Here is a 24966-nt window from a genome sequence, read left to right as displayed (position 1 = left end):
GCAACCATCTGGATCATCCTTCGAGACGCCGCTGACGCGGCTCCTCAGGATGAGGGCTCGATAGACAGACGACCGCGAAAAACCCGGTGCCTTACTTGCAGGCGTCGTCGGCCTTCTTCAGTACCTGGGCCATGCCGGAGAGCGAGTATTTATCACTAGTTCCGTTGCCGCGCTTCGAGGCCGCCTTGATCTCGAGCCCGGCGCCCTTGCGCATCGCGTCGAGCATGCGCGGCTCCTCGGCCGGGTTCTTCAGCCACATGTTCTTGCCCTTGGCGACAAGCGCGAAACGCTCAGCTCCGATCACCGCCTGATGCTCGACACCTTCCTTGACGTCGAAGTTCATCACGAAGCTGATTTCGTTGCGCACGCCCTCGGCCGGGCGGTTCGAGATGAACAGCAATCCCTCGACATCCCTAAGGTTGGCGGGCATGCGCGTCTCGGCCTTGGACAGCGCGTAGCAGACCTTCGAGCGGCCCTGTTGCGAAGAAAACGCCTGCCATTTGCCGGAGGTCTCCAGCAGCATCGCCTGCCCTTGCCCGGCTGGGGACGCAGGCGCGGCGGCGGCCGGCTTCGGCTTGGCCGGGGCAGCGAGCGCCGGCAGCGCGGTCGCTGCCGCGAGCGCGACCAACAGGCTCAGCGCGCTGGATCGACGGGAAATGGCGGCGGGAGAACGAAAGGACAAGCTGCTCATGGACCGCCATCAGTCACGAAAAATCTTAACACCGCGTTTACCACATCCGACCGGTCGTGGTTGCGCGGTGCAGGCGGCATAGAGTGTCACGATCCTGGCGAAAATACGAATGACGCCGACCTAAGCGGCAGTTCCGTGGAGCAGGCCGTCGTGGCAGGATTTGGCGTACGATCCGGCTTGAAGGAAACGCGATGAAGGCCTTGATCTGCGACCATTACGGCCCACCCGACGAATTGAACCTAAGCGATCTGCCGGACCCCCAACCGGGACCAGGCGAAGTGGTGGTCTCGGTGACGGCGGCTGCCCTCAACTTCTTCGACACGCTGATCATCCAGGGGCGCTACCAGACGAAGCCGGCCTTTCCCTTCTCGCCCTGCGCCGAATGCGCCGGCACCATCGCCGCGATCGGCGAGGGCGTCAGCGGCTGGAATATCGGGGAACGGGTCGCCGTCTGGCTGGGCTACGGCGCGGCCCGCGAAAAGGTGGTGGTTCCGGCAGAGGCACTGGTGCGCGTGCCAGGGCAGCTCGACGACGCGCAGGCCGCCGGCCTTTTCGTTACCTATGGCACGGCGATGCACGGGCTGATCCAGCGGGCCGGCCTCAAATCCGGCGAGACGCTCGCGATCCTCGGCGCATCCGGCGGCGCGGGGCTTGCCGCCGTCGAGATCGGCGCCCTGCTCGGCGCCCATGTCATCGCCTGCGCCTCCTCCCCCGACAAGCTGGCGCTCGCCCGCGAGCACGGCGCTCAAGCCGAGATCGATTACGGGACAGGCGATCTCCGCGCCGGGTTGAAGTCATTGACCGAGGGGCGCGGCGTCGACGTGCTCTACGACACGGTCGGCGGTGAGCTGGCCGAGCCGGCGTTACGGTCCATGGCCTGGGGAGGGCGCTATCTGGTCGTCGGGTTCGCCGGCGGCGAGATCCCGAAAATACCGCTCAACCTGCTTCTGTTGAAGGGCTGCGATCTGCGCGGCGTCTTCTGGGGTGACTTCGTCAAGCGCGAACCCGAAATCCATCGCGCCAATATGGACAGGCTGCTGGGCTGGGCGGCGGACGGCAAGATACGCGCCCATGTCCACGCCGCGGTCCCGGTCGAGCGCTGGAGCGAAGCTTACGCGCTAATCGGCGACCGCAAGGCGAAGGGCAAGGTCGTGCTGACCTTCTGAAAGCAGCCTCAGAGGTCCGCCAGCGCCTGCCGGGCCTGCTCGCGATGCTCCGGCTTGATTGAACCCGCCACGGCCGCGATCGCGGCGGCGATGACCGCTGCGTCGTCGGTAAAGCCGATCAGCGGCAGGAAGTCGGGAATCGCATCGATCGGCAGCACGAAATAGCCGAGCGCCGCCAGCAGCGTCAGCCGCACGCGGCGCGGGGTCTGCGGATCGCGCGTGCAGAACCATGCCGCCAGCAAATCCTCTGTGAAGGGAATGCGCTTGGCCACGCGCTTCAGCCGGCTCATGAAGTCGGAGCCGAACTTCGCCTCGTCGCGCAGGCTGTCACGGATCGCCGCGATCTCGTCGCGGCTGAAACGGGCGCTGAAACCTGGGCTCATCCCTGTCTGCCTCCTTGGATCGGTGTGGCGCCAATGATCGCTCGACCCCTCGAAACGCGCCATGTCGAAAGATGGCCCCGACGCAAAGCTGCACAAGAGGCTCGGCCGAAAACCCGCTTTGCGGCGGGTTGCGCGCCCTCTAAACCGGAGTTCAGCCCGGACAATCCAGGAAACGCGTCATGAAACTCGATTCGTCGCTCGCCGCCATCGTGACCGGTGGCGCCTCCGGACTCGGCGAGGCGACGGCTCGCATGCTGGCCGGCCAGGGCGTCAAGGTCGCGTTATTCGATCTGAATGCCGAGCGGGGGAAAGCCGTGGCTGGCGAGATCGGTGGCTTGTTCTGCCCTTGCGATGTCACCAGCGAGACGTCCGTCGATGAGGCCCTAGCGAAAGCGCGGGACGCTCATGGCGTCGCCCGGATCGTCGTGAATTGCGCCGGCATCGCGCCCGGCCGCCGCGTCGTCTCGAAAAAGCGCGAGACGGGCGAATTGATCGCGCACGACCTGGCGACCTTCGAGAAAGCCGTCGCGATCAACCTCGTCGGCACCTTCCGCGTCATCGCCAAGGCGGCGGCCGCGATGGCCGCGCTCGATCCGGTGACGCCGGACGGCGGGCGCGGCGTCATCGTCTGCACGGCCTCGGTCGCGGCGCAGGATGGCCAGATCGGCCAGGCCGCCTATGCCGCATCGAAGGCGGGCGTCGCCGGCATGACGCTGCCGATCGCGCGCGACCTTGCTTCGTTCGGCATCCGGATCGTCACGATCATGCCGGGCCTGTTCGAGACGCCGATGTTCGCCGGGCTGCCCGACGAAGCGAAGGCCTCGCTGGCCGTCTCGGTGCCGCACCCGTCCCGCCTCGGCAAGCCTGAGGAATACGCCGCGCTCGCCCGCAGCATCATCGAGAACGACATGCTGAACGGCACCTCGATCCGCCTCGACGGCGCCTTGAGGATGGCCGCGAAGTAAGCCGGCGGAGCCGGTCCTACTCCTCGGTTTTCGCCGGCTTGATCTCGTGCTTCAGGATCAACGGCGTCTGCGACAGCGCAAAGATCATGGTCAGCGGCATCACGCCCCAGACCTTGAAGGCGACCCAGAAATCCTGGGTCTGCGTGCGCCAGACCACCTCGTTCAGCACCGCCAGAACGAAGAAGAACAGCCCCCAGCGCAAGGTCAGCTTGCGCCAGCCCTCCTCGTCGAGCTGCAGCACGGTCTCCAGCACCAGCGAGAGCAGCGAGCGCCCGAAGAACAGCCCGCCCAGCAGCACGCAGCCGAACAGCGCGTTGACGATGGTCGGCTTGACCTTGATGAAGAAGGCGTCGTCCAGCGCCAACGTCAGCCCGCCGAACACCGTCACGACGACCGCGTTCACCATCGCCATGCGCGGCAGATAGCCCATCAGAATGCGCGACAATGCCAGCGCGATCAGCGATGCGGCGATGAAAATGCCCGTCGCGACGAAGATGCGCCGGTCCTCGGTGACGTGGAACACCCGGTCGCCATAGGCATTGGCGAAAAAGAAGATCGCCAGCGGTCCGAATTCGAGCGCGAGCTTGAGCAACGGGCTGACCGCCCTGCCCTTGCCGATCCCGCCCTTGGCCGCCTCGACCGCAACGGCCTGTGTCTCACTTGCGCCGTCGCTCACGCCGCTTCTCCCGAATGTGCGTCCATGCCGGCCACCGCGCGGGCGAAATCGCGCGCCGAGAACGGCTCCAGATCCTCGACGCCCTCGCCGACGCCGATAAAATGCACCGGAAGCCCGAACTGCGCCGCCAGCGCCACCAGAATGCCGCCGCGCGCCGTGCCGTCGAGCTTGGTCATCACCAGACCCGTGACGCCCGCCGTGCTGCGGAAAGCCTCAACCTGACTGATCGCGTTCTGGCCGACTGTGGCGTCGAGCACGAGCAGCGCCGCATGGGGCGCGGCCGCATCCTGCTTGCGGATGACCCGCACCACCTTGGCGAGCTCGTCCATCAGCCCCTGCTTGTTCTGCAAGCGCCCGGCGGTGTCGACCAGAAGCACGTCGGTGCCGTTGGCTTTGGCTTTCTGCAACGCCTCGAAGGCGAGCCCGGACGCATCCGCGCCCTGCTGGCCGAAGACGACCTCGGCCCCGGTGCGCTCGCCCCAGACACGCAACTGCTCGATCGCCGCGGCGCGGAAGGTGTCGCCGGCCGCCAGCATCACCGACTTGCCCTCGGCCCGGAACTTCGCGGCGAGCTTGCCGATCGTGGTGGTCTTGCCTGAGCCATTGACACCGACCATCAGGACGACGAACGGCTTTTTCGTGGCGTCGATCGCCAGCGGACGGGCGACCGGCGTCAGGATCGCTTCCACCTCCCGCGCCAGGATCGTCCGAACCTCGGTGGGGTCGATCTGCTTGTCGTAGCGGCCTTCGCCGACCGCCTTGGCGATTCGCGCAGAGGTCGCGAGCCCGAGATCGGCCTGGATCAGGATGTCTTCGAGGTCCTCGAGCGTGCCGGCGTCGAGCTTGCGCTTGGTGAAGAGCTCGGTGATTCCCGTCGTCAGAGCCGAGGAGGTGCGCGACAGCCCCTCCGTCAGCCGGCGCCACCAACTCCGCTTCGGTTCGCCGGCCGCCTCGGAAACCGGGATCGGGGCGATGGTGGAAACCGGAACGATCTCGGCAAGGCTCGGAGCAGCGACCGGGACCGGATCACTCCCCGCTACCTCTGAGGGCTGCGCCAAATCGGAGGTTTGGACGGGTTCGGCAGCCGGAATGTCGACCGGAATACCCAGAGCCAAAGCCGCGTCGAGAAATTCCGCCTGCGCCTCGTCGAGCGGCGTGGAAGCAGTCTCGGCTTCCGGCTGGGGCTTCTCCGGTTCGTCCTCAAGCCCGAACAGCTTTGAAAAGAAGCCGCGCTTTTTCGGTTCGGTCTCGCTCATCGCAACCCTGGCATCGTCGTATCTGCGCCCATTTTTATCTCGCCCGGCCGTTCCGGTCGCACGGAAAGCGCGCTATCGCCATGACATGGTGCAGCCGGACCGACCAGACAATTCGCAAGCCGTGGATCACGCGAAAGCGCAAGGGCAGGTCGAAGCCGAGCCGCCGCTGCCGCTGCTTTATCGCGACGCCATGATCCTGGTCATCGACAAGCCGGCAGGCTTGCCCGTTCATCGCGGCCCGCAGGCCAAGCGCCGCGTCATCCCGGTTCTCACCGACCATCTCGACGCGCTGCGCTTCGGGCTGCCGCGACGGCCGGAAGCGGCGCACCGGCTCGACAAGGACACCTCCGGCTGCCTCGTGCTCGGCCGGCATCCCCGCGCGATGGCCGATCTCAACCAGATGTTTCGTGATGGCAAGATCGGCAAGACCTACTGGGCGATCGTAAAAGGCGAGCCTGCCGACGACGAAGGTTTGATCGACCTGGCGCTGGCCCGCCGATCGCCCGATCTCGGCTGGTGGATGAAGGTCGATCCCGCCGGCCTGCCCTCGCAGACGCGCTATACCGTCCTCGGCCGCGGCCATCTGGGCGATGCGCCCATCGCCTGGCTTGCGATGGAGCCGCTGACAGGCCGCACGCATCAGTTACGCGTCCACTGTCAGGCAAGCGGTTGGCCGATGCTGGGAGACGAGATCTATGGCGATGCCCCCCGTGAGGGCGGGCCGGGCCTGCACTTGCACGCCCGCGCCATCAGCGTTCCGCTTTACAAGAAGCGCGACCCTATCGTCGTCGAGGCGCCTGCGCCGGAGCATATGTTGGCCGCATTGCGCGCCTGCGGCTGGAGCGGTTGATGCCGCTGCTCAGCTCGCCAGCGCATCCACGGCGCGCGCCAGCCTGACGTCGAGTTCGGTCAGCCCGCCGGCATCGTGCGTCGCCAGCGTCACGGTCACCGTCCGGTAGACGTTCGACCATTCGGGGTGATGGTTCATCGTCTCGGCTAGGAGCGCGACCCGCGTCATCCAGCCGAACGCCTCGCTGAAATCGCGGAAGAGGAAGCGCTTGGTGATGGCTTCGCGCCCCTCCGCCGGCTTCCAGCCCGTCAAGGTCGCGAGCGCCTCGGCCCGTGCTTCGGGCGAAAGGCGCTTGGGCCGAATCATCGCCGCATCTCGCGCGGCAGGCGGTTGGGATAGGCCGGCCCGAGCGGATAGGCGGCCTCCAGCACATAAGGCCCGCCGCCGATCGAATCGCGCGACGACATCAGCGCGACACGCCGGGCCGTGAACACGATCGGGTGCACGATCGGGTGCAGGCTCAGATGATGCGCGACCTCGGCCGGCGCGGTGTCTCGCAGCCGGGCGAGCGTAACATGCGGCACGAATTTGCGCCCTTCCGCCGGCAAGCCGATCTTGCGCATCTGGCGCTCGATGTCGCCCTGCAGATCGGACAGGACCTTGCTCGGCTGCACGCGGGCGAAGACTGCGCGCGGCTTGTCGCCGCCGAAGCTGCCTAGCGCATCGAGCGCGACATCGAACGGGTAGGCCGTGATGTCGGCCAGCATCTGGTCGACATCGTTGGCCATCCGCCGGTCGACATCGCCGAGAAAGCGTAGCGTGACGTGATAGTCCGGCGCCTCGATCCAGCGCGCGCCCGATAATCCGCCACGATGCAGCGTCAGTCGCGCTGCGACGTCGGCGGGAATTTCCAGAGCGATGAACAGCCTCGGCATGACCATGATTCCTGCCAAGCCAATGTGACTCTGGCGAGACGGTAAGCGCCAAGCCCGCTCAAGGGAACCGCTTTTGCCCTCACGCGCGTCATGCTCGGGCCAGACCTAAGCATCTCGTGCCGGAAGCGGCTCCAGCACCCCTCAGGCGAGAGTTTCTCGGGCCGAAGCAAAGCTTCGCCCGAGAATGACCGCCGCCGTTACGGGCAGGGATTGCCCACCAGCTGATGCACGGCGTCGATCTGCGCCACGACATCCGGCGAAAGCTTGACGTCGATCGAGGCGATGTCGGTCCTGAGCTGTTCCATCGAGGTCGCGCCGATGATGTTCGACGTGACGAAGGATCGGCCGTTGACGAAAGCCAGCGCCATCTGTGCCGGGTCGAGCCCCGCTTCGCGCGCCACTGCGATGTAGCGCTTGATCGCATCTTCAGTGCCGGCCGTCTGGTAGCGCTGGCCCCGGTCGAACAGCGTGGTACGGGCGCCGGCCGGGCGCGCGCCATCCAGATATTTCCCCGTGAGGAAACCTTGCGCCAGCGGCGAATAGGCCAGCAGACCGACATTCTCATGCAGCGCGACCTCGGCCAGCGCTGTCTCGAAAGTGCGGTTGAGCAGGCTGTAGGTGTTCTGGATCGATTGCACGCGCGGCGTGCCGCGGGCCTCCGAATCGGTGACGAAGCGCATCGTGCCCCAGGCGCTTTCGTTGGAGAGGCCGAGATGGCGGATCTTCCCGGCCTTCACCAGCTCCCCAAAGGCGTCGAGCTGCTCAGGGATCGAGGTCTCGTCGTCCGCGGGCTGATAGGCCGCCGCATCGAAGCGCGTGGGGTTGGAACCCCAAGGCATCGGTCGTTCCGGGAAATGCAGCTGGTACAGGTCGATATAGTCGGTCTGGAGCCGCTTCAGGCTCTTTTCGACCGCCTCATGAATCTGCTTGCGGGTCACCCGTGTCGGGCTCTTGTCGTCGCGGAACCAGGTGTTGCCGCCGCGACCGCAGACCTTGGACGCCAGGATGATCTTGTCGCGGTTGCCGCGCGCCTTGAACCAGGTCCCGATGATCCGCTCGGTCGAGCCTTGCGTCTCGGGCCGGGGCGGGATCGCGTAGAGCTCGGCGGTGTCGAAGAAATTGATGCCCTGCTCGACGGCATAATCCATCTGGGCGTGGCCTTCGGCCTCGGTGTTCTGCTCACCCCAGGTCATGGTTCCCAGGCAGATGACCGAGACCTGGAGGTCTGTGCGGCCGAGACGGCGATAATCCATGGGAAAGCGACTCCGGAAAGGCCGGCAGGCCGTAGGGCGTTGAGGGAAATCCGCGAAACGCGGATCGGAAGGAGATCAGGGCTTGGCGGGCAGGGTGGCGATGAACCGCTCGACCGTGGGCAGGATGTTACGAACGATGACCTTGACGCCCTCGACCGTGGGATGAAGCCCATCCGCCTGGTTCAGCGCCTTGTCGCCAGCGATGCCCTCCAGAAAGAACGGGTAAAGCACCAGTCCGTATTTCTGCGCAAGCTCCGGATAGATCGCGTCGAAGCGCCGGGTGTATTCGGCGCCGAGATTGCGCGGCGCATACATGCCGGCAAGCATTACCGGAATGTTTCGCTCCTTCAGCCGAGCGATGATCGTCTCCAGCGCCCGGCGCGGCAGGGGCGGGTCGATCCCGCGAAGGGCGTCGTTGGCACCGAGCTCCAGAATCACGCCGTCGGTTCCGTCCGGCACCGACCATTCCACGCGCTCCAGCCCACCCTGGGTGGTATCTCCGGACACGCCCGCATTCACGATTTCGACAGCAAGGCCCTTGTCGCGCAAGGCCTTCTCCAGCACGACCGGAAAGGCCGCGCTGGCCGCCAGATTGTAGCCTGCGGTGAGCGAATCGCCGAGAGCCACGAGCTTCAGCGTCTTTCCAGCTGGTGATGGCATGGGAGTCTGTGCCTGTGAAACCGCGACCGGAAGTACCAGGCACAGCATCGCCAGCCCGAAAATCCGCCGCAGCGATTGGAGAACGGGGCGAGCGCGCCCATATGGCCGCAGACTGCGCGGCGATCCGCCGGCTTTGCGGAGCGGGATCGAAATATCGGTGTGGGTTAGCATGAAGGGTGAAGTCGGGATCATGACGCGATGAATCAAGCGGCCGGCCAAAGCTCTCACTCGGCGATCGAGTTGCGGGATGTCCAACTCAGTCTGGGGCGCGGAGCCGCCCGCGTCCATATCCTCAAGGGCGTCTCGGTGTCGCTAAACGATGGCGAGGCGACCGGCCTCGTCGGCCCATCCGGTTCCGGCAAGTCGACCCTGCTGATGACGATGGCTGGTCTGGAGCGCCCCGATTCCGGGATGGTCAAGGTCGCCGGCCAGGATCTCGGCGCGCTGGACGAGGATGGGCTGGCGATCTTTCGCGGGCGCCATATCGGTATCGTCTTCCAGTCCTTTCATCTCGTGCCCACCATGACGGCGCGCGAGAACGTCGCGCTGCCGCTGGAACTGGCGGGCATCGCGGACGCGCTTTCTCGCGCCGAAGCCGAGCTGCGCAATGTCGGACTCGGCGAGCGCATGGACCATTACCCGGCCCAGCTCTCAGGCGGCGAGCAGCAGCGCGTCGCGATTGCGCGCGCCGTCGCGCCCGACCCGGCGATCCTGGTCGCCGACGAGCCCACCGGCAATCTCGACGAGGCGACCGGCCGCTCCATCGTCGACCTGATCTTCGCGCTGAAGCGCGAGCGCGGCGCCACCCTCGTCCTGGTCACCCATGATCTGGCGCTGGCGGCGCTCTGCGAGCGGACGGTCAGGCTGCGCTCAGGCGTGATCGAGACCGAAGACGCCGACGCGGTTGTTTGACATGCACGCTCCGATCAAGCCCGCTGGCCGCCCTGCCGACCGAGCCGCGAGTCTGGCACTTCCTTTCCGACTGGCCGTTCGCGATTTGCGCGCCGGCCTGCGCGGCTTCGGCGTGTTCATCGCCTGCCTGGCGCTCGGCGTCATGACCATCGCCGCCGTCGCCTCCGCCTCGCGCGGCCTGACCGAGGGGCTCGCGCGGGAGGGCCGGCGGATCCTCGGTGGCGATGCCAGCTTCAGCCTGATCCAGCGCGAGGCGACGCCGCCCGAGCTGGCCTTTCTCGCCGGGCGCGGCGCGGTCTCCGCCATCGCGACGCTGCGCGCCATGGCCAATGCCGGCGAAAAGGGCACGGCGCTGGTCGAGATCAAGGCGGTCGACGGCAGCTATCCGAGCATCGGCACGCTCGAAACCGACCCGCAGCAGCCGCTGCCCGGCCTTCTCGAACTCCGAGACGGCGCCTATGGCGCAGTCGCGGACCCGATCCTGTTCGGCCGCCTCGGCCTCAAGGCAGGCGACACCGTCGCGGTCGGCAGCACCACCCTGCGCCTGAACGCCAACCTCGTTTCGGAGCCCGACAAGATCGCAGCCGGCGTCGGTTTCGGCCCGCGTCTTTTGGTCTCGCAGGATGCCCTGCGTGCCACCGGCCTGATCCAGCCCGGCAGCCTCGTGCGCTGGACCTACCGGATCGCCTTGCCCGCGACGGCGTCCAGTGACGGCGATCTCAAGCGTCTTCTTGCCGACGCCGCGACGCAGCAGCCCGAGGCCGGCTGGGAAATCCGCTCGCGCGACAATGCCGCGCCGAGCTTCCAGCGCAATCTCGAGCGCTTCACCCAATTTCTGACGCTGGTGGGGCTGACCTCGCTACTCGTCGGCGGTGTCGGCGTCGCCAATGCGGTGCGCCGCTTCGTTGCCGCCAAGAAGCTCGACTTCGCCACCATGAAGGCCGTCGGTGCGACCGGCGGTCGCGTGGTCGCGATCCACCTGACCGAGGTCATGCTCGTCGCCGCGATCGGCACGGCGATCGGCCTCGTGCTCGGCGCTGCCGCTCCTTTCGCGCTCGGCGCCCTGCTGCAGAGCATCCTGCCCGTCCCGTTCGAGCCCACATTAGCGCCGGCGGAACTCGCCATCGCCGCGCTCTACGGCCTGTTGACGGCGTTGGTCTTCGCGATCCTCCCGCTCGGACGCGCCCATGACGTGCCGGTCTCGGCCCTTTTTCGCGACCAGATCGAGCCCGATCCGCGCCGCCCGCGCCTGATCTACCTCGTGATTTGCATTCTGGCGCTTGCCGGCCTGATCGGCGTCGCGCTCGGCTTCGCCTATGACCGGCGCATTGCGCTGATCTACATCGGCGCGATGCTGTGCGTCTTCGTGCTGCTGCGCGTCGTCTCGCAGGGGCTGATGGCTCTGGCCCGCCATCTGCCCCGCCCGCGCCGCCCGGCCTTGCGGATGGCGCTCGCCAACAGCCACCGGCCCGGCGCCCTGACGCCTTCGCTCGTGCTGTCGGTCGGTCTCGGCGTCTCGCTGCTGACGGCGCTGTCCTTCATCGACGTCAGCCTGACCCGCCAGCTTACTGGCGCATTGCCGGCCAAGGCGCCCGGCTTCTTCTTCCTCGACATCCCCAGCCGCGATTCCGCGCGCTTCGACGCCTTTCTGGCGCAGGAGCGGCCCGGCGCCGCCGTGGAGCGCGTGCCGATGATGCGCGGCCGCATTCTGCGCGTGAACGAAACGCGCGCCGAGGACATCAAGGCGAGCGAGCAATCCTCCTGGGTGCTCGACGGCGACCGCGGCATCACCTATGCCGCAGCCGTTCCGCAGGGGTCGCGCATCACGGCGGGCGAGTGGTGGCCGGCCGACTACAGGGGCGAGCCGCTGGTGTCCTTCGACGCGCAAAATGCCGAAGGCATCGGGCTGAAGATCGGCGACCGGCTGACCGTCAACGTGCTCGGCCGCACGATCACCGCCCGCGTCGCCAATCTGCGCACCATCGACTGGCGCTCCTTCGGCATCAATTTCGTGATGGTGTTCTCGCCCAACACCTTCGCCGGCGCCCCCCATACCGACCTCGCCACCGTCACCGCCTCGGCCGATGGCGCTGGCTCGACCGATGCCGTGCTGATGCGCCGGCTTGCCACCGATTTCCCGGCCGTCACCGCCGTGCGGGTCAAGGACGCACTGGAGGCCGTGAACACCATTGTCCAGCAGCTCGCCACCGCGATCCGGGGCGCATCGGGCCTCGCCATCGCAGCGAGCCTGCTCGTGCTGGGCGGCGCTCTCGCCGCCGGGCAGAGGGCGCGGCTCTATGACGCGATGATCCTGAAAACGCTTGGCGCGACCCGCCGCTTCATACTTTCGTCGTACGCCCTTGAATATGCCGCCATCGGGTTCGTCGCGGCGCTGTTCGGCGTTCTCGCGGGTACCGCGACAGGCTGGGGCGTCGTCACGCAAGTGATGCGGATCGATTTCGTCAGTGATCCGACAGGTGCTCTACTGGCGGCGACTGCTGCGATCGGCATCACCGTCCTGTTTGGGCTGGTCGGCACGCTAAGAATACTGTCGAAAGCGCCAGCTTCTCATCTCAGGAATTTATGATGACTGTCTTGGACTTCCCCTAGATAGACATTAAAATCCTGTAATTCTGCATGGCTCGGACTCCGCGTTTCTATGCCGGCCTCGGCCTTAACCATGCAGCGCTCTTGTAACGGCGTGGAAAGCGCCTCATATTCCCCTCATCGCGTTGATCAAGCGCGAGGATGGCCGGCGCCTGCGCGCTGGTCGTCGTCCGAAACAACGTCAGGGGAAACTCGCTCGATGAGCAACTTCGACCGCAATGCTCCAGTCTGGGGTGCCGGCCGCGCACAGCAGACCAGCGCCGTCGAGATGGATCAGGGCCTGCGCTCGTTCATGCTCGGCGTCTACAACAACATGGCGATCGGCCTGGGCATCACCGGCCTCGCCGCGATGGCCATTTCGATGATGGCCATCGCCGGCTACACGCCGGACGGCAAGATCACCGGCCTGACCGCGCTTGGCCAGGCGATCTATCTCAGCCCGCTCAAGTGGGTGGTGATGCTGGCGCCGCTCGCCTTCATCATGCTCTTCTCGTTCAAGGCCGAAAGCATGAGCGCCTCCTCGGCGCGCGCCATGTTCTTCGCCTTCGCGGCGGTGATGGGCGTTTCGATGTCGTCAATCCTGGTCGTCTTCACCGGCGCCTCGGTCACGCGCGTGTTCTTCATCACGGCCGCCGCCTTCGGCGCGCTCAGCCTCGCCGGCTATACGACGAAGAAGTCGCTCTCGGGCATGGGCTCGTTCCTGATCATGGGCCTGATCGGCCTCGTGATCGCCTCGGTGGTGAACATCTTCCTGGCGTCGAGCGCTTTGTCCTTCGCCATCTCGGTGATCGGCGTTCTGGTCTTCGCTGGCCTCACCGCCTGGGACACCCAGCGCCTAAAGGAGATGTATCTCTCCTCGGATCTGGATGCGCAATCGGCTGCGAAGCTCTCGGTGAACGGCGCGCTGTCGCTCTACCTGAACTTCATCAACATGTTCCAGATGCTGATCAGCCTCTTCGGCGACCGTCGCTGAGCCTTACGCGTAGCGGGCATCAAGCCCTGGATTGCGAGCCCCGGCCTCACGGCCGGGGCTTTTCTTTTGGCACGGACGTTGCGAAACCTCGGGCATGATGCCTCCTTCGATCCGCCCGGCCGTGCCGGCCGATATCCCTGCCATCGCCGCGATCTACGCCGACGCGGTCATCAACGGCACGGCGTCCTGGGAACTGGACCCACCTGACGAAAGCGAGATGCTGCGCCGCCTCGATGCGATCCTGGCCGGCGGCTATCCCTATCTCGTCGCCGAACGCGAAGGCCTGCTGCTCGGCTATGCCTATGCCAGCGCCTATCGCCCGCGCCCGGCCTATCGCAGCACGGTCGAAAACTCGATCTATCTTGCTCGGGCCGCTCAAGGGATCGGCCTCGGCAGCCTTCTGCTGCAGGCGCTGATGGAAGACTGCACGCGGCGCGGCTTCCGGCAGATGATCGCGGTGATCGGCGACGGCACCGGCGCCTCGGTCGGGTCGCGCCGCCTRCATGAGCGGGCTGGCTTCCGCCTGGTCGGTGTCGCCGAGAAGGTCGGCTTCAAGCACGGCCGCTGGCTCGACCAGATGCTGATGCAAAAGGAGCTGGGCGAAGGCGACCGCAGTCCTCCCGCCCTTTGATGAACGCTGCCCTCGTCATTGCGAGCGCAGCGAAGCAATCCAGGAGGACCGGGTTGGACGCTTCAACCCAGTCCTCCTGGATTGCTTCGTCGCTGCGCTTCTCGCAATGACGATCGGCGCCATTCAACCGACGACGCTGAGCTGCTTGTCGAGCACCTTGAGAACGCGCGAAAGCTCCGGCCCTCGTTTCATGATCAGGCCGGTCGCCGCGACCACCGAATAAGCGCCCTGCTTTCGCGCCAGCGCCGGGTCCTTGACGATACGATAGAGCGGCATTTCCGATGAGCGTCGAAACACCGAAAACTGCGCCTTGTCCTTCAGGAAATCGATCGCGTAGTCCCGCCACTCCCCGGCCGCGACCATGCGGCCGTAGAGATTGAGCAGTTCCGAAAGCTCGCGCCGGTCGAAAGTGACCGCCGTAGTCCTGGCCGGGGACGGGAACGTCAGAACCGAGCCGGCCGGCTGCGATGGCGGGAAATCGCTTTCGCTCATGAAGCCTCCTTGATGAGCCGGCTGGAATGATGCGCCTGCGAAGTTCCGCTGGCAAGGCATGGCTCCAGCTGGCTCCGGCAAGGCATGGCGCCAACAAGAAATGGAGCGAGCCGAAATCCGGCCCGCTCGCGCGTTCGTCAGCGACGCCCTATTTCCGCCCCGAACAAGCCAAGGGTCCGCCCGATTGCAGCGCTCAACTGCGCATGTTGCCTCGACGGCCCGGCTCTGCCGAACCCCGGTTTGTCAGCCCCCCAGCCCCCCGGTGTTCCGGAGGAGCCGGGTCATCGAAGTCGAGGCCAACTCACGGCTGGCATTGCGCCGGCCGTTTCTTTTTCAAACCCGCACTTCAGCGTGCCTGAGCGTGGTACTCGACGTTTGGCCGCATATCGACCGCCGAAGCCATGCGGTTTGACATGTTGTAGAATGCGGCGACCGCAGCGATGTCCCACAGGTCGCGCTCGGCAAAGCCGGCACCACGCAGCGCCTCGCGATCCGCCTCTCCAATCAGATGCGGCGTCTCGGTCAGCTTCACCGCGAAATCCAGCATCGCACGGTGGCGCGGCGAGAGGTCCGCCGCGCGGTAGTTCATCACCAGCAACTCGCCCAGCACCGGATCGCCGGAAAGCTGGCGCACCGCTGCTCCATGCGCGGTGAGGCAGTAATAGCAGCGGTTCTCGCTCGAGACCGCGACCGCGATCATCTCCCGCTCCAGCTTTGACAGGCCGGACGGCGCCAGCATCAGGTCATTGTAAAACCCGGCGAAGGCGCTGAGCTTGGCATCGTCATGGGCGTAGGCCGCCAGCACGTTCGGCACGAAACCAAGCTTTTCATCGCATTTGGCGAAATAGGCCTGGTTCGTCTCCGAGAGCACTCCGGGCGGAAGATCGAGCGCCATCACCGTTGGCGGCGAATCCTGTCGGGCCGGCTCTTCGCCCACCTTAGGTTTGTCATGCTTCGTGGCCATGGTCGCTCCTGTCGCCTCGTTGAGGCGGCGCTTTCGCCGCTTTCCGGGGCAAGGCAAAGTTGAAAGGCCGCGCAGCCTATGTCATCGCTGCGGCAAAACAACGGGGTGGATCATGGGCAAGCGGGTTACGAATGCGACCGCCGCGGCGGTGGCAGCCATCGAAAGCGCTGCGTCTGGGCTGCCCGGCGCCATGCCCTCCGAATTTCCGCGGCTGCTCTTCGGCCGCTCTGTCGCCGAGGATCTGGAAGCGCTGCCGCCCGAATTGCTCGCCCATGCCGCGATCGAGGCCTTCGCGCATCTGGCCCAGCCGCGAAAGGCCGACAGCATCAACCTGCGCTTCCGCGACGATGCATATGACGAGGCCGGCCAGCAGCGCCAGATCACGATCCTCGAAGTGGTCAACGACAACAAGGCGTTCCTGCTCGATTCGACGCTCGCCGAGTTGCAGGATCAGGGCTTCGACCCGCGCCTGGTCGCGCACCCGATATTGGCCGTGGCGCGCGATCCCGAAGGCGCGTTTCTCTCGCTGGCCGGAGAAGCCGCAGGCCGCGCGCCAGAGGGCACCCGTCGCGAAAGCCTGATCCATATCCATCTCGACCGGATCGATTCGGCGGAGGCCCGCGAGAAACTGCAGCTCGGCCTGGAACGCGTCTATGCCGATGTCGGGCTGGCCGTCGACGATTGGGCGGCGATGCGCGGCCGCATCACCGAGGTGATCCAGGCCTATCGCGGCAACCCGCCGCCGCTGCCGGAAGACGAGATCACCGAGGCCCTGCAGTTCCTCGAATGGATCGCCGGCGACAACTTCACCCTGCTCGGCGTGCGCGCCTACCGCTTCCCGGGCGGAGACGTCGCCGCCGATCCGATCGAAGGTTCGGGCCTCGGCATTCTGCGCGACCCTTCCGTCAAGGTTTTGCGCCGCGGCCGCGAACTCGTCACCACCACGCCCGAGATCCGCGCCTTCCTGGCCAAGCCGCAGGCGCTCATTATCACCAAGGCCAACGTCAAGAGCCGCGTCCACCGGCGCGTCCATCTCGACTATGTCGGCGTCAAGCTGTTCACAGCGGACGGGCGGCTCGACGGTGAATTGCGCATCGTCGGCCTGCTGACCTCCAACGCCTATACCGGCTCGGCCCGCTCGATTCCCTATCTGCGCCTCAAGGTCGCCCGCGTCGCCAAGAACATCGGCTTCGACCCTGCGAGCTATTCCGGTCGCGCCTTGTTGAACGTGCTCGACGCCTATCCGCGTGACGAACTCTTCCAGATCGACGTCCCGACGCTGGAGCAGTTCGCGCTCGACATCCTGCAGCTGACCGAGCGGCCGCGCATCCGGGCGCTGCCGCGCGTCGACGAGTTCGACCGCTTCGTCTCGATCCTCGTCTTCATCCCGAAGGACCGCTACGACACCAATGTCCGGCTGCGGGTCGGCGAATTTCTGGCGCGGATCTACAATGGCCGCATCTCGGCGGCCTATCCGGCCTATCCCGAAGGCCCGCTCTCGCGCACTCACTACATCATCGGCCGCGACGAGGGCAAAACCCCGCAGATCGACCGCGCAACGCTCGAATCCGGCATCGCAGCCATCGTCCGCACCTGGAGCGACGGGCTGAAGGACTCGCTCGACCGCGAAAAGGCCGGCCCCGCCGCCCGTGCTCTAGCGGAACGCTACGCGGCTGCCTTCGGCGCAGCCTATCGCGAGCGGTTCTCGGCGACCGACGCGCTGGTCGATATCGACATGCTCCAGCAGCTCTCGGGCGAGCGCACCCGCGCGGTCAATCTCTACCGCCGCGAGGGCGATCCGGCGACGCGCGCCAACCTCAAGGTGTTCTCGCGCGGCGCGCCGATCTCGTTGTCGGCCCGCGTGCCGCTGCTCGAGAACATGGGCTTCCGCGTCGTCAATGAGCGCACCTACAACGTCTCGCCCCAGAATGGCGCAGGCGCAGGCGAGACGGTTCGCGTCTGGCTGCATGACATGACGCTCGAGCGCGCCGACGATGGCGAGATCGACATCGCCCATCTCGACCCGACGATCGAGGCGGCGCTGATGGCGCAGTTCCGGGGCCTGGCCGAATCCGACCGCTTCGACCAGCTCGTCCTGGCCGCCGGGCTCGCCTGGCGGGAAGCCGCGCTGCTGCGCGCTTTCGGGCGCTATCTGCGCCAGGTCGGCGCGCCCTATGCGCAAGGCTACATCGCCGACGCGCTGACCCGGCACCCCGCGATCGCCTCGGGCCTGCTGGCTTACTTCGTCGCGAAATTCGACCCGCGCCTCGCCACCGGTGAGCGCGAGAAGGCCATGGCCTCCGCCCGCGCCGGCATCGAGGAAGCGCTCGACAGTGTCACCAGCCTCGACGAGGACCGCATCCTGCGCCGCCTCGTCAATCTGGTCGATGCGGCGCTGCGGACGAACTTCTTCCAGACCGGGCCGGACGGCCATCCGCGCCAGACCATCACCTTCAAATTCGACTGCGCCAAGGTCGACGGTCTGCCGCTGCCGCGCCCGCTCTACGAGATCTTCGTCTATTCGCCGCGCGTCGAGGGCATCCATCTGCGCTTCGGCAAGGTCGCGCGCGGCGGCCTGCGCTGGTCCGACCGGCCGCAGGATTTCCGCACCGAGGTGCTCGGCCTCGTCAAGGCGCAGCAGGTCAAGAACGCCGTCATCGTCCCGGTCGGCGCCAAGGGCGGATTCGTGCCCAAGCAGCTGCCGCCGGCGTCGGACCGCGCCGCCTGGCTGGCGGAAGGCACCGAGAGCTACCGCATCTTCGTGCGCAACCTGCTCGAACTCACCGACAATCTCGACGGCGAGACGCTGGTGCCGCCACCCGACACGGTGCGCCATGACGGGGACGACCCTTATCTAGTGGTCGCCGCCGACAAGGGCACGGCGACCTTCTCCGACACCGCAAACGCGATCTCGCTGGAAAAGCACCACTGGCTGGGAGACGCTTTCGCGTCGGGCGGTTCGCAGGGCTACGACCACAAGGGCATGGGCATCACGGCGCGCGGCGCCTGGGAGGCAGTCAAGCGCCATTTCCGCGAGGTCGATGTCGATATCCAGACGACGCCGTTCACCGTGGCCGGCGTCGGCGACATGTCCGGCGACGTTTTCGGCAACGGCATGCTGCTTTCGCCCGAGATCAAGCTGGTTGCGGCCTTCGATCACCGCGATATCTTTCTCGACCCGGATCCGGATACCGCAAGCGCGCTGGCCGAGCGCCAGCGCCTCTTCGCCCTGCCGCGCTCCTCTTGGGCTGATTACGACAAGTCGCTGATTTCGAAGGGCGGCGGCATCTTCTCGCGGCAGGCCAAGAGCATCCCTCTCTCCCCCGAAATCCGGACGCTTCTCGATCTCGACAAGCCCGAAGTCTCGCCGCCCGAGCTGATGACCGCGATCCTGAAGGCCCGCGTCGATCTGCTCTGGTTCGGCGGCATCGGCACCTATATCCGCGCCACCGATGAAAGCGACGCCCAGGTCGGCGACCGCGCCAACGACGCGATCCGCATCACCGGGACCGACCTGCGGGCGCGCGTGATCGGCGAGGGCGCCAATCTCGGCGTCACACAGCGCGGCCGCATCGAGGCGGCGCAGAAAGGCGTCAAGCTCAACACCGACGCGATCGACAACTCCGCCGGCGTCAACACCTCCGACGTCGAGGTCAACATCAAGATCGCGCTCGCGGTACCGGTGAAGGACGGCCGGCTCTCCGAGGACGACCGCAACACCCTGCTGGCGTCGATGACCGACGAGGTCGGGCTGCTGGTCCTGCGCAACAACTACCTGCAGACGCTGGCGCTTTCGCTGACCGAGGCACAGGGGCTCGCCGCAACGCCGGGCCTGCGCTTCCTGATGCAGACACTGGAGCGCCAGGGCCGGCTCGACCGCACGGTCGAATTCCTGCCGAGCGACGCCATACTGCTGGAGCGTGAGAAGCGCGGCGAGGGCCTGACTCGGCCGGAGCTTTCGGTGCTGCTGGCCTATGCCAAGCTCGCTCTGCATGACGGCCTGCTCGAATCGAGCGTGCCAGACGACCCCTATCTGGCCACCGAACTGGTCCGGTATTTCCCCAAAGCGCTGCGCGAGGCTTATCCCGACGCCATCGCCAGCCATCGCCTGCGCCGCGAAATCGTCGCGACGCAGCTCGCCAACGCGCTGATCAACCGGGGCGGTCCCGCGCTCGTGCCAGTGTTGTCTGCGTTGACGCGCTCGGAGGTTCCTGAAATTGCGGCGGCCTACGCCATCGCTCGCGACTCCTTCGACTTGATCGCCCTCAACGGCGAAATCGACGCGCTCGATGCAAAGATCCCCGGCAAAACACAGCTTGGACTTTATGCAGCAGCGCAACAGCTCGTCATCGATCGCATGGGCTGGCTGCTGCGCCGCGGCGTTGCCAAGCCCGGCACCATCGAGGCGACGATCGCACGCTACGCCAAAGGCGTCACCGAGCTTGCCGGAACGCTCGATACGATCCTGCCGGAGGCCGCAGCGCAGGCCCGGCTCGCCCGCATCGCGGTGTTGACGGCCGATGGCGTGCCGGACGCTCTCGCCACCCGCGTCGCCAGCCTGCCGACCCTGGCGGAGGCGACGGACATCGTCGATATCGCCGAGCGAAGCGAGCGCGGCGATGTCGCCCGCATTCATTTCGGCGTCGATGCCTATTTCGGCCTCTCGATGCTGAAAGCGGCGGCGGCGGCCGTGCCTGCGACCGACGATTACGAGCGGCTGGCCCGCGAGCGCGCCGTCGAGACGCTGGACGACGCCCATGCCCATCTGACCCAGGAGATCGCGGGGCAGGCCCAGACCAGTGAAGGCGGGGCGCTGGAAAGCTGGACCGCCGCGCGCAACACCGACGCCGAGCGGACCCGCAGCACGGTCAATGCGATCACCAGCTCGGGTCTGACGCTGGCGAAACTGATGGTGGCAGCCGGCATGCTCGCCGAACTGCCGCGCAAGAACTGAGGAACGACGATGCCCGATCTGGCCGAGACGACCACCCGCATCGACCCGAAACTGCTCGAAATCTTGGTTTGTCCGCTGACCAAGGCGACGCTGGAATACGATGCCGCGCACCAGGAGCTGATCAGCCGGGCCGCCAAGCTCGCCTATCCGATCCGCGACGGCATCCCGATCATGCTACCGGAAGAGGCGCGACAGCTGGAAGGGTGAGGGCAGTCGTCGGAGCCGAAGCGGCGACGGCGCGCCTTCAAAGCGCCTCGCCGCGCATCAGCCGTGGCCCTGCCTCACCGATACCGGCCGCCTGGCGGATGAAGAAGCGCTTCAGCCCCGGCAGCCGGTCGACCAGCCCAAGCCCGAGATCGCGCGCCAGCCTTGCCGGCGTTGCATCGTTCGAGAAGGCGCGGTTCATGCCGTCCATGAAGGCGCCCATCGCCACCGTGTCGAAGCGCCGCGCCGTCTGATAGGCTTCCAGCACGTCGAGCGAGCCGGGGTCGAGCCCGAGCCGAGCTGCATCGACGATGACCTCGGCCAAAGCGGCGACGTCCTTCAGGCCGAGATTGAGCCCCTGTCCTGCGATCGGGTGAACCAGATGCGCGGCGTCGCCCAGCAGCGCGAAGCGTTTATCGACGAAGCGCCGCGCCACGCCGAAGCCGAGCGGATGGGCCGAGACTGGACTCTCCAGCGCGATCATGCCGAGTTCGAGCCCGAACCGCGTCTCGATCTCAGCCAGAAGATCGGCGGAGTCGAGCGAGAGCAGCGGCGCGATATTCTCCGACCGCTCGGTCCAGACGATGGAGGAGCGGTGGCCGAGCGAGCCGCCATCGGCAAGCGGCAGGATGGCGAACGGGCCCGAAGGCAGGAAATGCTCTATGGCGCGGCCGTGATGGGGCCGCTCATGCCCGATCGTGGCGACGATGCCCGACTGCTTGTAATCCCAACCGATCCAGCCGATCCCGGCCTGCGCACGCAGCTGCGACCGCGCCCCGTCGGCGGCGACCAGCAGGGCCACGCGGGTGGACGTGCCATCGGTGAGCGAGATATCCACCGCACCATTGCCGGTCGAAAAGCGACGCACCCCGCAGGGCTGAAGCTGAACGCCGGCTTCGCCGCAAGCCGCCTTGAGCGCTCCTAGCAGCGGAGACGCCTCGATCATATGGGCGAAGGGCCGGCCGCGCTCGACCTCCCCGTCGAACGTCAGGAAGACCGGCCGCACCACATCTCCTGTCCGGCTATCCGTGATCGCCATCTCCGTCATCGGCGCGGCGGTCGGCGCCACGGCCTCCCACACGCCGAGCGCGTCGAGCATCGCTCGCGCCGAGGCCGCGATCGCATAGGCGCGGTTATCCGCCTTCGGCTCAGCCGCCAGCGCCGGGTCGACGAGAGCGACCGGCATATCGGCGCCGAGCGCCTGCTTCAGCGCCAGCGCCAGCGCCAGGCCTGCGATCCCGCCGCCCGCGATGACGATGCCGCTTCGATCCGCCCCGCTCATGCCGTTCTCCTCGAACTTTCGACCGCTTGACGACGCCGGCCGCCTCGGTGCTGATGCGGCCGCGCTCGTGCCTTGGCGGTTGACGGGCCTCCACGTCAACCCGACACCCATCCGCAACCCGACTTCAACCCGAACGGCAGGCCATGTCCCCGATCACCGCCTCGCTGACGGCGATTCTCGACCTCGAGCCGCTCGAGCGCAATCTGTTCCGGGGTCGCAGCCCCAAATCGAACTGGCCGCGTGTCTTTGGCGGTCAGGTCATCGCGCAGTCGCTCTATGCTGCCTGCAAGACCGTCGAGGACCGCCTGCCGCATTCGCTGCACGCCTATTTCCTGCTCCCCGGCGATCCTGAAATCCCGATCGTCTACGAGGTCGACAGGCTGCGAGACGGCCGCTCCTTCACGACCCGGCGCGTGCTCGCCGTGCAGAAGGGCGAGGCGATCTTCGCGATGTCGGCATCGTTCCAGGTCGAAGAATCCGGCTACGAGCACCAGATGCCGATGCCGAAGGTGCCGATGCCGGAAGAGCTGCCGGATCGCGAGGAAATGGCGAAGGGCATCCTTCCCCATATGCCGGACGCGGTGCAGGCCTATTACCAGCGCAAGCGACCGATCGAGATCCGCCCGGTCGAGCTGGAGCGCTATCGCACCGGCGGCAAGATGGAGCCGAAGTTCAACGTCTGGATCCGCGCGATGGAGCCGTTGCCGGACGATGCCGCCCTGCATCGCGCCGTGCTCGCCTACGCCTCAGATCTGATGCTGCTCGATTCCAGCCTCATCGCGCATGGCACCACGGTCTTCGACAAGCGCATCCAAGGCGCGAGCCTCGATCACGCGCTTTGGTTTCATCGTCCGTTCCGGGCCGACGAATGGCTGCTTTATTCGCAGGACAGCCCTTCGACCTCCGGCGCGCGAGGCTTTTCCCGCGGCCTCTTCTTCGACCGCCAGGGCAACCTCGTCGCCTCGGTGGCGCAGGAAGGGCTGATCCGGCCGCGGCCCGATCTCGGCTGACATCAAGGCATCCGCCTATGATTTCATCAAATGCCTAGAGATTAGGCCAAGAAATCGTCATCGACGACAGCCTCCAGCTCGATTTCGCGGAACCGGACCCGTTTAGGGCTCCGGCCGCTTTGGCACGCCCTTTGAATTGCGCTTTGCGACGCCCTGCGCTCGGCAGCGCGTAAGAGTTGCAACGCGTTCGCCGGGGCTGACGACCGGGGGCGAAGAGGGGAAGCCCGACAGATGAAAATCGTGATGGCGATCATCAAGCCGTTCAAGCTGGAGGAGGTGCGCGATGCACTGACGGCGATCGGGGTCCACGGCCTGACCGTGACCGAGGTGAAAGGCTATGGCCGTCAGAAGGGGCATACCGAAATTTACCGCGGCGCCGAATATGCCGTGAGCTTCCTCCCGAAGATCAAGATCGAGGTCGCCGTCGCCAACGAGCTGACCGATCAGGTCATCGAGGCGATCACCGCCGCCGCCCGCACCGGCCAGATCGGTGACGGCAAGATCTTCGTGTCCTCGATCGAGAAGGCCGTGCGAATCCGCACCGGCGAGACCGATGGCGACGCCCTCTGATTTCCGACCCTCCAGGAGCATTTCGACAATGAATTTCAGGACCTTCCTGCGGGCCGGACTGACCGGCCTCACAATAGCGGCACTCGGTGCCGGCGCGGCCTACGCGCAGACGCCGGCTCCGGCCGCTCCCGTGCCGAACAAGGGCGACGTCGCCTTCATGATGAGCTCGACGATCCTCGTCCTGCTCATGACCATCCCCGGCCTCGCGCTGTTCTATGGCGGCCTGGTCCGCTCCAAGAACATGCTCTCCGTGCTGACGCAGGTGTTCGCCATCGTCAGCGTCGTCTGCATCATCTGGGTCACCTACGGCTATTCGCTCGCCTTCACCAATGGCGGCGGCCTCAACGACTTCGTCGGCGGCTTCTCGAAAGCCTTCCTGCGCGGCGTCGACGCCAACTCGACGGCCGCGACCTTCTCGAACGGCGTCGTCATCCCCGAATTCGTCTACATCTGTTTCCAGATGACCTTCGCCTGCATCACGCCGGCCCTGATCGTCGGCGCCTTCGCCGAGCGCATCAAGTTCTCGGCGCTGATGCTGTTCTCCGTGCTCTGGGTCACCTTCATCTATTTCCCGATGGCCCACATGGTCTGGTACTGGGGCGGCCCTGACGCGGTCGGCACCGCCGCCAAGGCGCTGGCTGACGCAAGCGCGGACGGCAAGGCGGCTGCGCAGGCCGCTCTCGACGCGGTCAATGCCGATGCCGGCATGCTGTTCAAATGGGGCGCGCTCGACTTCGCCGGCGGCACGGTCGTGCACATCAACGCCGGTATTGCGGGCTTGGTCGGCTGCTTGCTGATCGGCAAGCGCATCGGCTTCGGCAAGGAGCTGATGGCGCCGCATTCGCTGACCATGACGCTGATCGGCGCCGCCCTCCTCTGGGTCGGCTGGTTCGGCTTCAACGCCGGCTCCAACCTCGAGGCCAACGGCACGGCCGGGCTGGCGATGATCAACACCTTCGTCGCCACCGCCGCCGCCGCCGTCGCCTGGCTGTTCGCGGAATGGGCGATCAAGGGCAAGCCCTCGATGCTCGGAATGGTCTCGGGCGCCGTCGCTGGCCTCGTCGCCATCACGCCCGCCGCTGGCTTCGCCGGGCCGATGGGCTCGATCGTGCTCGGCCTCGTCGCCGGCGTGGTCTGCTTCTTCTTCTGCACCACGGTCAAGAACGCGCTCGGCTACGACGATTCGCTTGACGTCTTCGGCGTGCACTGCGTCGGCGGCATCATCGGCGCGATCGCGACCGGCATCCTGGTCAACACCACGCTCGGTGGCGCCGGCATCCCCGACTACGCCTCCAAGCCCGGTGAACTCGCCGTCGGCGCCTATATCTTCAGCGATGCGGTGCTGGCGCAGGTTAAGGCCGTGCTCTTCACGCTGGTGTTCAGCGGCGTCGGCTCGGCGATCCTCTACAAGATCGTCGATGTGGTCGTCGGCTTGCGCGTGACCTCCGACGAGGAGCGCGAAGGTCTCGACATCGCCCAGCACGGCGAGCGGGCCTATCACGACTGAGCACGGATTCACGTGAAACGCTGCGAACCCCGGCGGGCGACCGCCGGGGTTTTTTGTAGCGCGACCTCTGATAGGCTTCGCGACG

General features: G+C 66.4%; 23 protein-coding genes. 12 read left to right on the top strand and 11 right to left on the bottom strand.

Going from position 1 to position 24966, the window contains the following annotated elements; genetic code table 11:
• Nucleotides 1-91: 91 nt before the first annotated feature.
• Nucleotides 92-691, bottom strand: a complete 600-nt coding sequence (locus tag AC1DR6_RS14445; RefSeq protein WP_476829929.1) for an invasion associated locus B family protein — start codon at nt 689-691, stop codon at nt 92-94.
• Nucleotides 692-882: 191 nt separating this feature from the next.
• Between AC1DR6_RS14445 and AC1DR6_RS14440 the strand changes: the two genes are divergently transcribed.
• Entirely contained in the window at nt 883-1857 is a 975-nt protein-coding gene (locus AC1DR6_RS14440; protein WP_476829928.1) for an NADPH:quinone oxidoreductase family protein, read from the top strand.
• Between the two features lie 8 nt (nt 1858-1865).
• Here the strand turns inward: AC1DR6_RS14440 and AC1DR6_RS14435 are convergent, their stop codons facing one another.
• Nucleotides 1866-2240: a YkvA family protein gene (locus AC1DR6_RS14435; RefSeq protein ID WP_476829927.1), complete on the bottom strand. Its 375-nt coding sequence runs from the start codon at nt 2238-2240 to the stop codon at nt 1866-1868.
• Nucleotides 2241-2419: 179 nt separating this feature from the next.
• Here AC1DR6_RS14435 and AC1DR6_RS14430 point away from each other — a divergent pair, with 179 nt between their 5' ends.
• A complete protein-coding gene (locus AC1DR6_RS14430) occupies nt 2420-3205 on the top strand; it encodes an SDR family NAD(P)-dependent oxidoreductase (RefSeq protein WP_476829926.1) in 786 nt (261 codons plus the stop codon).
• 16 nt (nt 3206-3221) lie between these two features.
• On the opposite strand, the gene AC1DR6_RS14425 is transcribed toward AC1DR6_RS14430, so the two are convergent.
• Nucleotides 3222-3824 carry a septation protein A gene (locus tag AC1DR6_RS14425; RefSeq protein ID WP_476829980.1) on the bottom strand — a complete coding sequence of 201 codons (603 nt, stop codon included), beginning with the start codon at nt 3822-3824 and terminating at the stop codon, nt 3222-3224.
• Nucleotides 3825-3877: 53 nt separating this feature from the next.
• On the bottom strand, nt 3878-5137 hold the full coding sequence (gene ftsY / locus AC1DR6_RS14420; RefSeq protein WP_476829925.1) for a signal recognition particle-docking protein FtsY: 1260 nt from the start codon (nt 5135-5137) through the stop codon (nt 3878-3880).
• 190 nt (nt 5138-5327) lie between these two features.
• Here ftsY and AC1DR6_RS14415 point away from each other — a divergent pair, with 190 nt between their 5' ends.
• A complete protein-coding gene (locus AC1DR6_RS14415; RefSeq protein ID WP_476829979.1) occupies nt 5328-5987 on the top strand; it encodes an RluA family pseudouridine synthase in 660 nt (219 codons plus the stop codon).
• A gap of 9 nt (nt 5988-5996) precedes the next feature.
• Here AC1DR6_RS14415 and AC1DR6_RS14410 read toward each other — a convergent pair whose 3' ends face one another.
• From AC1DR6_RS14410 to AC1DR6_RS14395, 4 genes are all read right to left on the bottom strand, one after another.
• Entirely contained in the window at nt 5997-6293 is a 297-nt protein-coding gene (locus AC1DR6_RS14410; protein ID WP_476829924.1) for a 4a-hydroxytetrahydrobiopterin dehydratase, read from the bottom strand.
• Nucleotides 6290-6862 (bottom strand): RNA 2',3'-cyclic phosphodiesterase, encoded by a 573-nt coding sequence (thpR, locus tag AC1DR6_RS14405; protein ID WP_476829923.1) that lies wholly within the window; start codon nt 6860-6862, stop codon nt 6290-6292. Before thpR ends, AC1DR6_RS14410 begins: the two co-directional genes overlap by 4 nt.
• Before the next feature lie 197 nt (nt 6863-7059).
• On the bottom strand, nt 7060-8115 hold the full coding sequence (locus AC1DR6_RS14400) for an NADP(H)-dependent aldo-keto reductase (RefSeq protein WP_476829922.1): 1056 nt from the start codon (nt 8113-8115) through the stop codon (nt 7060-7062).
• A gap of 75 nt (nt 8116-8190) precedes the next feature.
• Nucleotides 8191-8823, bottom strand: a complete 633-nt coding sequence (locus tag AC1DR6_RS14395; protein ID WP_476829978.1) for an arylesterase — start codon at nt 8821-8823, stop codon at nt 8191-8193.
• A gap of 150 nt (nt 8824-8973) precedes the next feature.
• Here AC1DR6_RS14395 and AC1DR6_RS14390 point away from each other — a divergent pair, with 150 nt between their 5' ends.
• The 4 genes from AC1DR6_RS14390 (at nt 8974) to AC1DR6_RS14375 (ending at nt 13898) form a co-directional block, all read left to right on the top strand.
• A complete protein-coding gene (locus AC1DR6_RS14390) occupies nt 8974-9687 on the top strand; it encodes an ABC transporter ATP-binding protein (RefSeq protein WP_476829921.1) in 714 nt (237 codons plus the stop codon).
• A 1-nt stretch (nt 9688) separates the two neighbouring features.
• Nucleotides 9689-12274, top strand: a complete 2586-nt coding sequence (locus AC1DR6_RS14385) for an ABC transporter permease (RefSeq protein WP_476829920.1) — start codon at nt 9689-9691, stop codon at nt 12272-12274.
• 219 nt (nt 12275-12493) lie between these two features.
• Entirely contained in the window at nt 12494-13267 is a 774-nt protein-coding gene (locus AC1DR6_RS14380; protein ID WP_476829919.1) for a Bax inhibitor-1/YccA family protein, read from the top strand.
• Nucleotides 13268-13361: 94 nt separating this feature from the next.
• Entirely contained in the window at nt 13362-13898 is a 537-nt protein-coding gene (locus AC1DR6_RS14375) for an N-acetyltransferase family protein (RefSeq protein WP_476829918.1), read from the top strand.
• Nucleotides 13899-14021: 123 nt separating this feature from the next.
• On the opposite strand, the gene AC1DR6_RS14370 is transcribed toward AC1DR6_RS14375, so the two are convergent.
• The gene (locus AC1DR6_RS14370) at nt 14022-14390 is read right to left on the bottom strand and encodes a DUF2794 domain-containing protein (RefSeq protein ID WP_476829917.1); all 369 of its coding nucleotides are present in this window, start codon (nt 14388-14390) and stop codon (nt 14022-14024) included.
• A 346-nt stretch (nt 14391-14736) separates the two neighbouring features.
• Entirely contained in the window at nt 14737-15285 is a 549-nt protein-coding gene (locus AC1DR6_RS14365) for a peroxidase-related enzyme (protein ID WP_476829977.1), read from the bottom strand.
• A 181-nt stretch (nt 15286-15466) separates the two neighbouring features.
• Here AC1DR6_RS14365 and AC1DR6_RS14360 point away from each other — a divergent pair, with 181 nt between their 5' ends.
• Together AC1DR6_RS14360 and AC1DR6_RS14355 are read left to right on the top strand one after the other, a co-directional pair.
• Entirely contained in the window at nt 15467-20308 is a 4842-nt protein-coding gene (locus tag AC1DR6_RS14360; RefSeq protein WP_476829916.1) for an NAD-glutamate dehydrogenase, read from the top strand.
• A gap of 9 nt (nt 20309-20317) precedes the next feature.
• On the top strand, nt 20318-20515 hold the full coding sequence (locus AC1DR6_RS14355) for a Trm112 family protein (protein ID WP_476829915.1): 198 nt from the start codon (nt 20318-20320) through the stop codon (nt 20513-20515).
• A 37-nt stretch (nt 20516-20552) separates the two neighbouring features.
• On the opposite strand, the gene AC1DR6_RS14350 is transcribed toward AC1DR6_RS14355, so the two are convergent.
• On the bottom strand, nt 20553-21794 hold the full coding sequence (locus AC1DR6_RS14350; protein ID WP_476829914.1) for a ubiquinone biosynthesis hydroxylase: 1242 nt from the start codon (nt 21792-21794) through the stop codon (nt 20553-20555).
• Between the two features lie 143 nt (nt 21795-21937).
• Here AC1DR6_RS14350 and tesB point away from each other — a divergent pair, with 143 nt between their 5' ends.
• The 3 genes from tesB to AC1DR6_RS14335 all read left to right on the top strand — a co-directional run bounded on the left by tesB (nt 21938) and on the right by AC1DR6_RS14335 (nt 24881).
• Nucleotides 21938-22804, top strand: coding sequence for an acyl-CoA thioesterase II (tesB, locus tag AC1DR6_RS14345; RefSeq protein ID WP_476829913.1), 867 nt, complete (start codon nt 21938-21940; stop codon nt 22802-22804).
• Between the two features lie 231 nt (nt 22805-23035).
• Nucleotides 23036-23374, top strand: a complete 339-nt coding sequence (locus AC1DR6_RS14340) for a P-II family nitrogen regulator (protein ID WP_476829912.1) — start codon at nt 23036-23038, stop codon at nt 23372-23374.
• A gap of 28 nt (nt 23375-23402) precedes the next feature.
• Nucleotides 23403-24881: an ammonium transporter gene (locus AC1DR6_RS14335; RefSeq protein ID WP_476829911.1), complete on the top strand. Its 1479-nt coding sequence runs from the start codon at nt 23403-23405 to the stop codon at nt 24879-24881.
• Nucleotides 24882-24966 lie beyond the last annotated feature (85 nt).

The sequence above is a fragment of the Allobosea sp. P5_A5 genome (assembly GCF_056400625.1).
The sequence above is the reverse complement of the archived record's forward strand: the minus strand, read 5'-3'. Positions and strand labels throughout refer to the sequence as shown.

Coding starts and splice junctions, on each gene's coding strand:
- AC1DR6_RS14445 (WP_476829929.1), bottom strand. CDS start 691: ATGAGCAGCTTGTCCTTTCGTTCTCCCGCCGCCATTTCCCGTCGATCC.
- AC1DR6_RS14440 (WP_476829928.1), top strand. CDS start 883: ATGAAGGCCTTGATCTGCGACCATTACGGCCCACCCGACGAATTGAAC.
- AC1DR6_RS14435 (WP_476829927.1), bottom strand. CDS start 2,240: ATGAGCCCAGGTTTCAGCGCCCGTTTCAGCCGCGACGAGATCGCGGCG.
- AC1DR6_RS14430 (WP_476829926.1), top strand. CDS start 2,420: ATGAAACTCGATTCGTCGCTCGCCGCCATCGTGACCGGTGGCGCCTCC.
- ftsY (WP_476829925.1), bottom strand. CDS start 5,137: ATGAGCGAGACCGAACCGAAAAAGCGCGGCTTCTTTTCAAAGCTGTTC.
- AC1DR6_RS14415 (WP_476829979.1), top strand. CDS start 5,328: ATGATCCTGGTCATCGACAAGCCGGCAGGCTTGCCCGTTCATCGCGGC.
- AC1DR6_RS14410 (WP_476829924.1), bottom strand. CDS start 6,293: ATGATTCGGCCCAAGCGCCTTTCGCCCGAAGCACGGGCCGAGGCGCTC.
- thpR (WP_476829923.1), bottom strand. CDS start 6,862: ATGCCGAGGCTGTTCATCGCTCTGGAAATTCCCGCCGACGTCGCAGCG.
- AC1DR6_RS14400 (WP_476829922.1), bottom strand. CDS start 8,115: ATGGATTATCGCCGTCTCGGCCGCACAGACCTCCAGGTCTCGGTCATC.
- AC1DR6_RS14395 (WP_476829978.1), bottom strand. CDS start 8,823: ATGCTGTGCCTGGTACTTCCGGTCGCGGTTTCACAGGCACAGACTCCC.
- AC1DR6_RS14390 (WP_476829921.1), top strand. CDS start 8,974: ATGAATCAAGCGGCCGGCCAAAGCTCTCACTCGGCGATCGAGTTGCGG.
- AC1DR6_RS14385 (WP_476829920.1), top strand. CDS start 9,689: ATGCACGCTCCGATCAAGCCCGCTGGCCGCCCTGCCGACCGAGCCGCG.
- AC1DR6_RS14380 (WP_476829919.1), top strand. CDS start 12,494: ATGAGCAACTTCGACCGCAATGCTCCAGTCTGGGGTGCCGGCCGCGCA.
- AC1DR6_RS14370 (WP_476829917.1), bottom strand. CDS start 14,390: ATGAGCGAAAGCGATTTCCCGCCATCGCAGCCGGCCGGCTCGGTTCTG.
- AC1DR6_RS14365 (WP_476829977.1), bottom strand. CDS start 15,285: ATGGCGCTCGATCTTCCGCCCGGAGTGCTCTCGGAGACGAACCAGGCC.
- AC1DR6_RS14360 (WP_476829916.1), top strand. CDS start 15,467: ATGGGCAAGCGGGTTACGAATGCGACCGCCGCGGCGGTGGCAGCCATC.
- AC1DR6_RS14355 (WP_476829915.1), top strand. CDS start 20,318: ATGCCCGATCTGGCCGAGACGACCACCCGCATCGACCCGAAACTGCTC.
- AC1DR6_RS14350 (WP_476829914.1), bottom strand. CDS start 21,794: ATGAGCGGGGCGGATCGAAGCGGCATCGTCATCGCGGGCGGCGGGATC.
- tesB (WP_476829913.1), top strand. CDS start 21,938: ATGTCCCCGATCACCGCCTCGCTGACGGCGATTCTCGACCTCGAGCCG.
- AC1DR6_RS14340 (WP_476829912.1), top strand. CDS start 23,036: ATGAAAATCGTGATGGCGATCATCAAGCCGTTCAAGCTGGAGGAGGTG.
- AC1DR6_RS14335 (WP_476829911.1), top strand. CDS start 23,403: ATGAATTTCAGGACCTTCCTGCGGGCCGGACTGACCGGCCTCACAATA.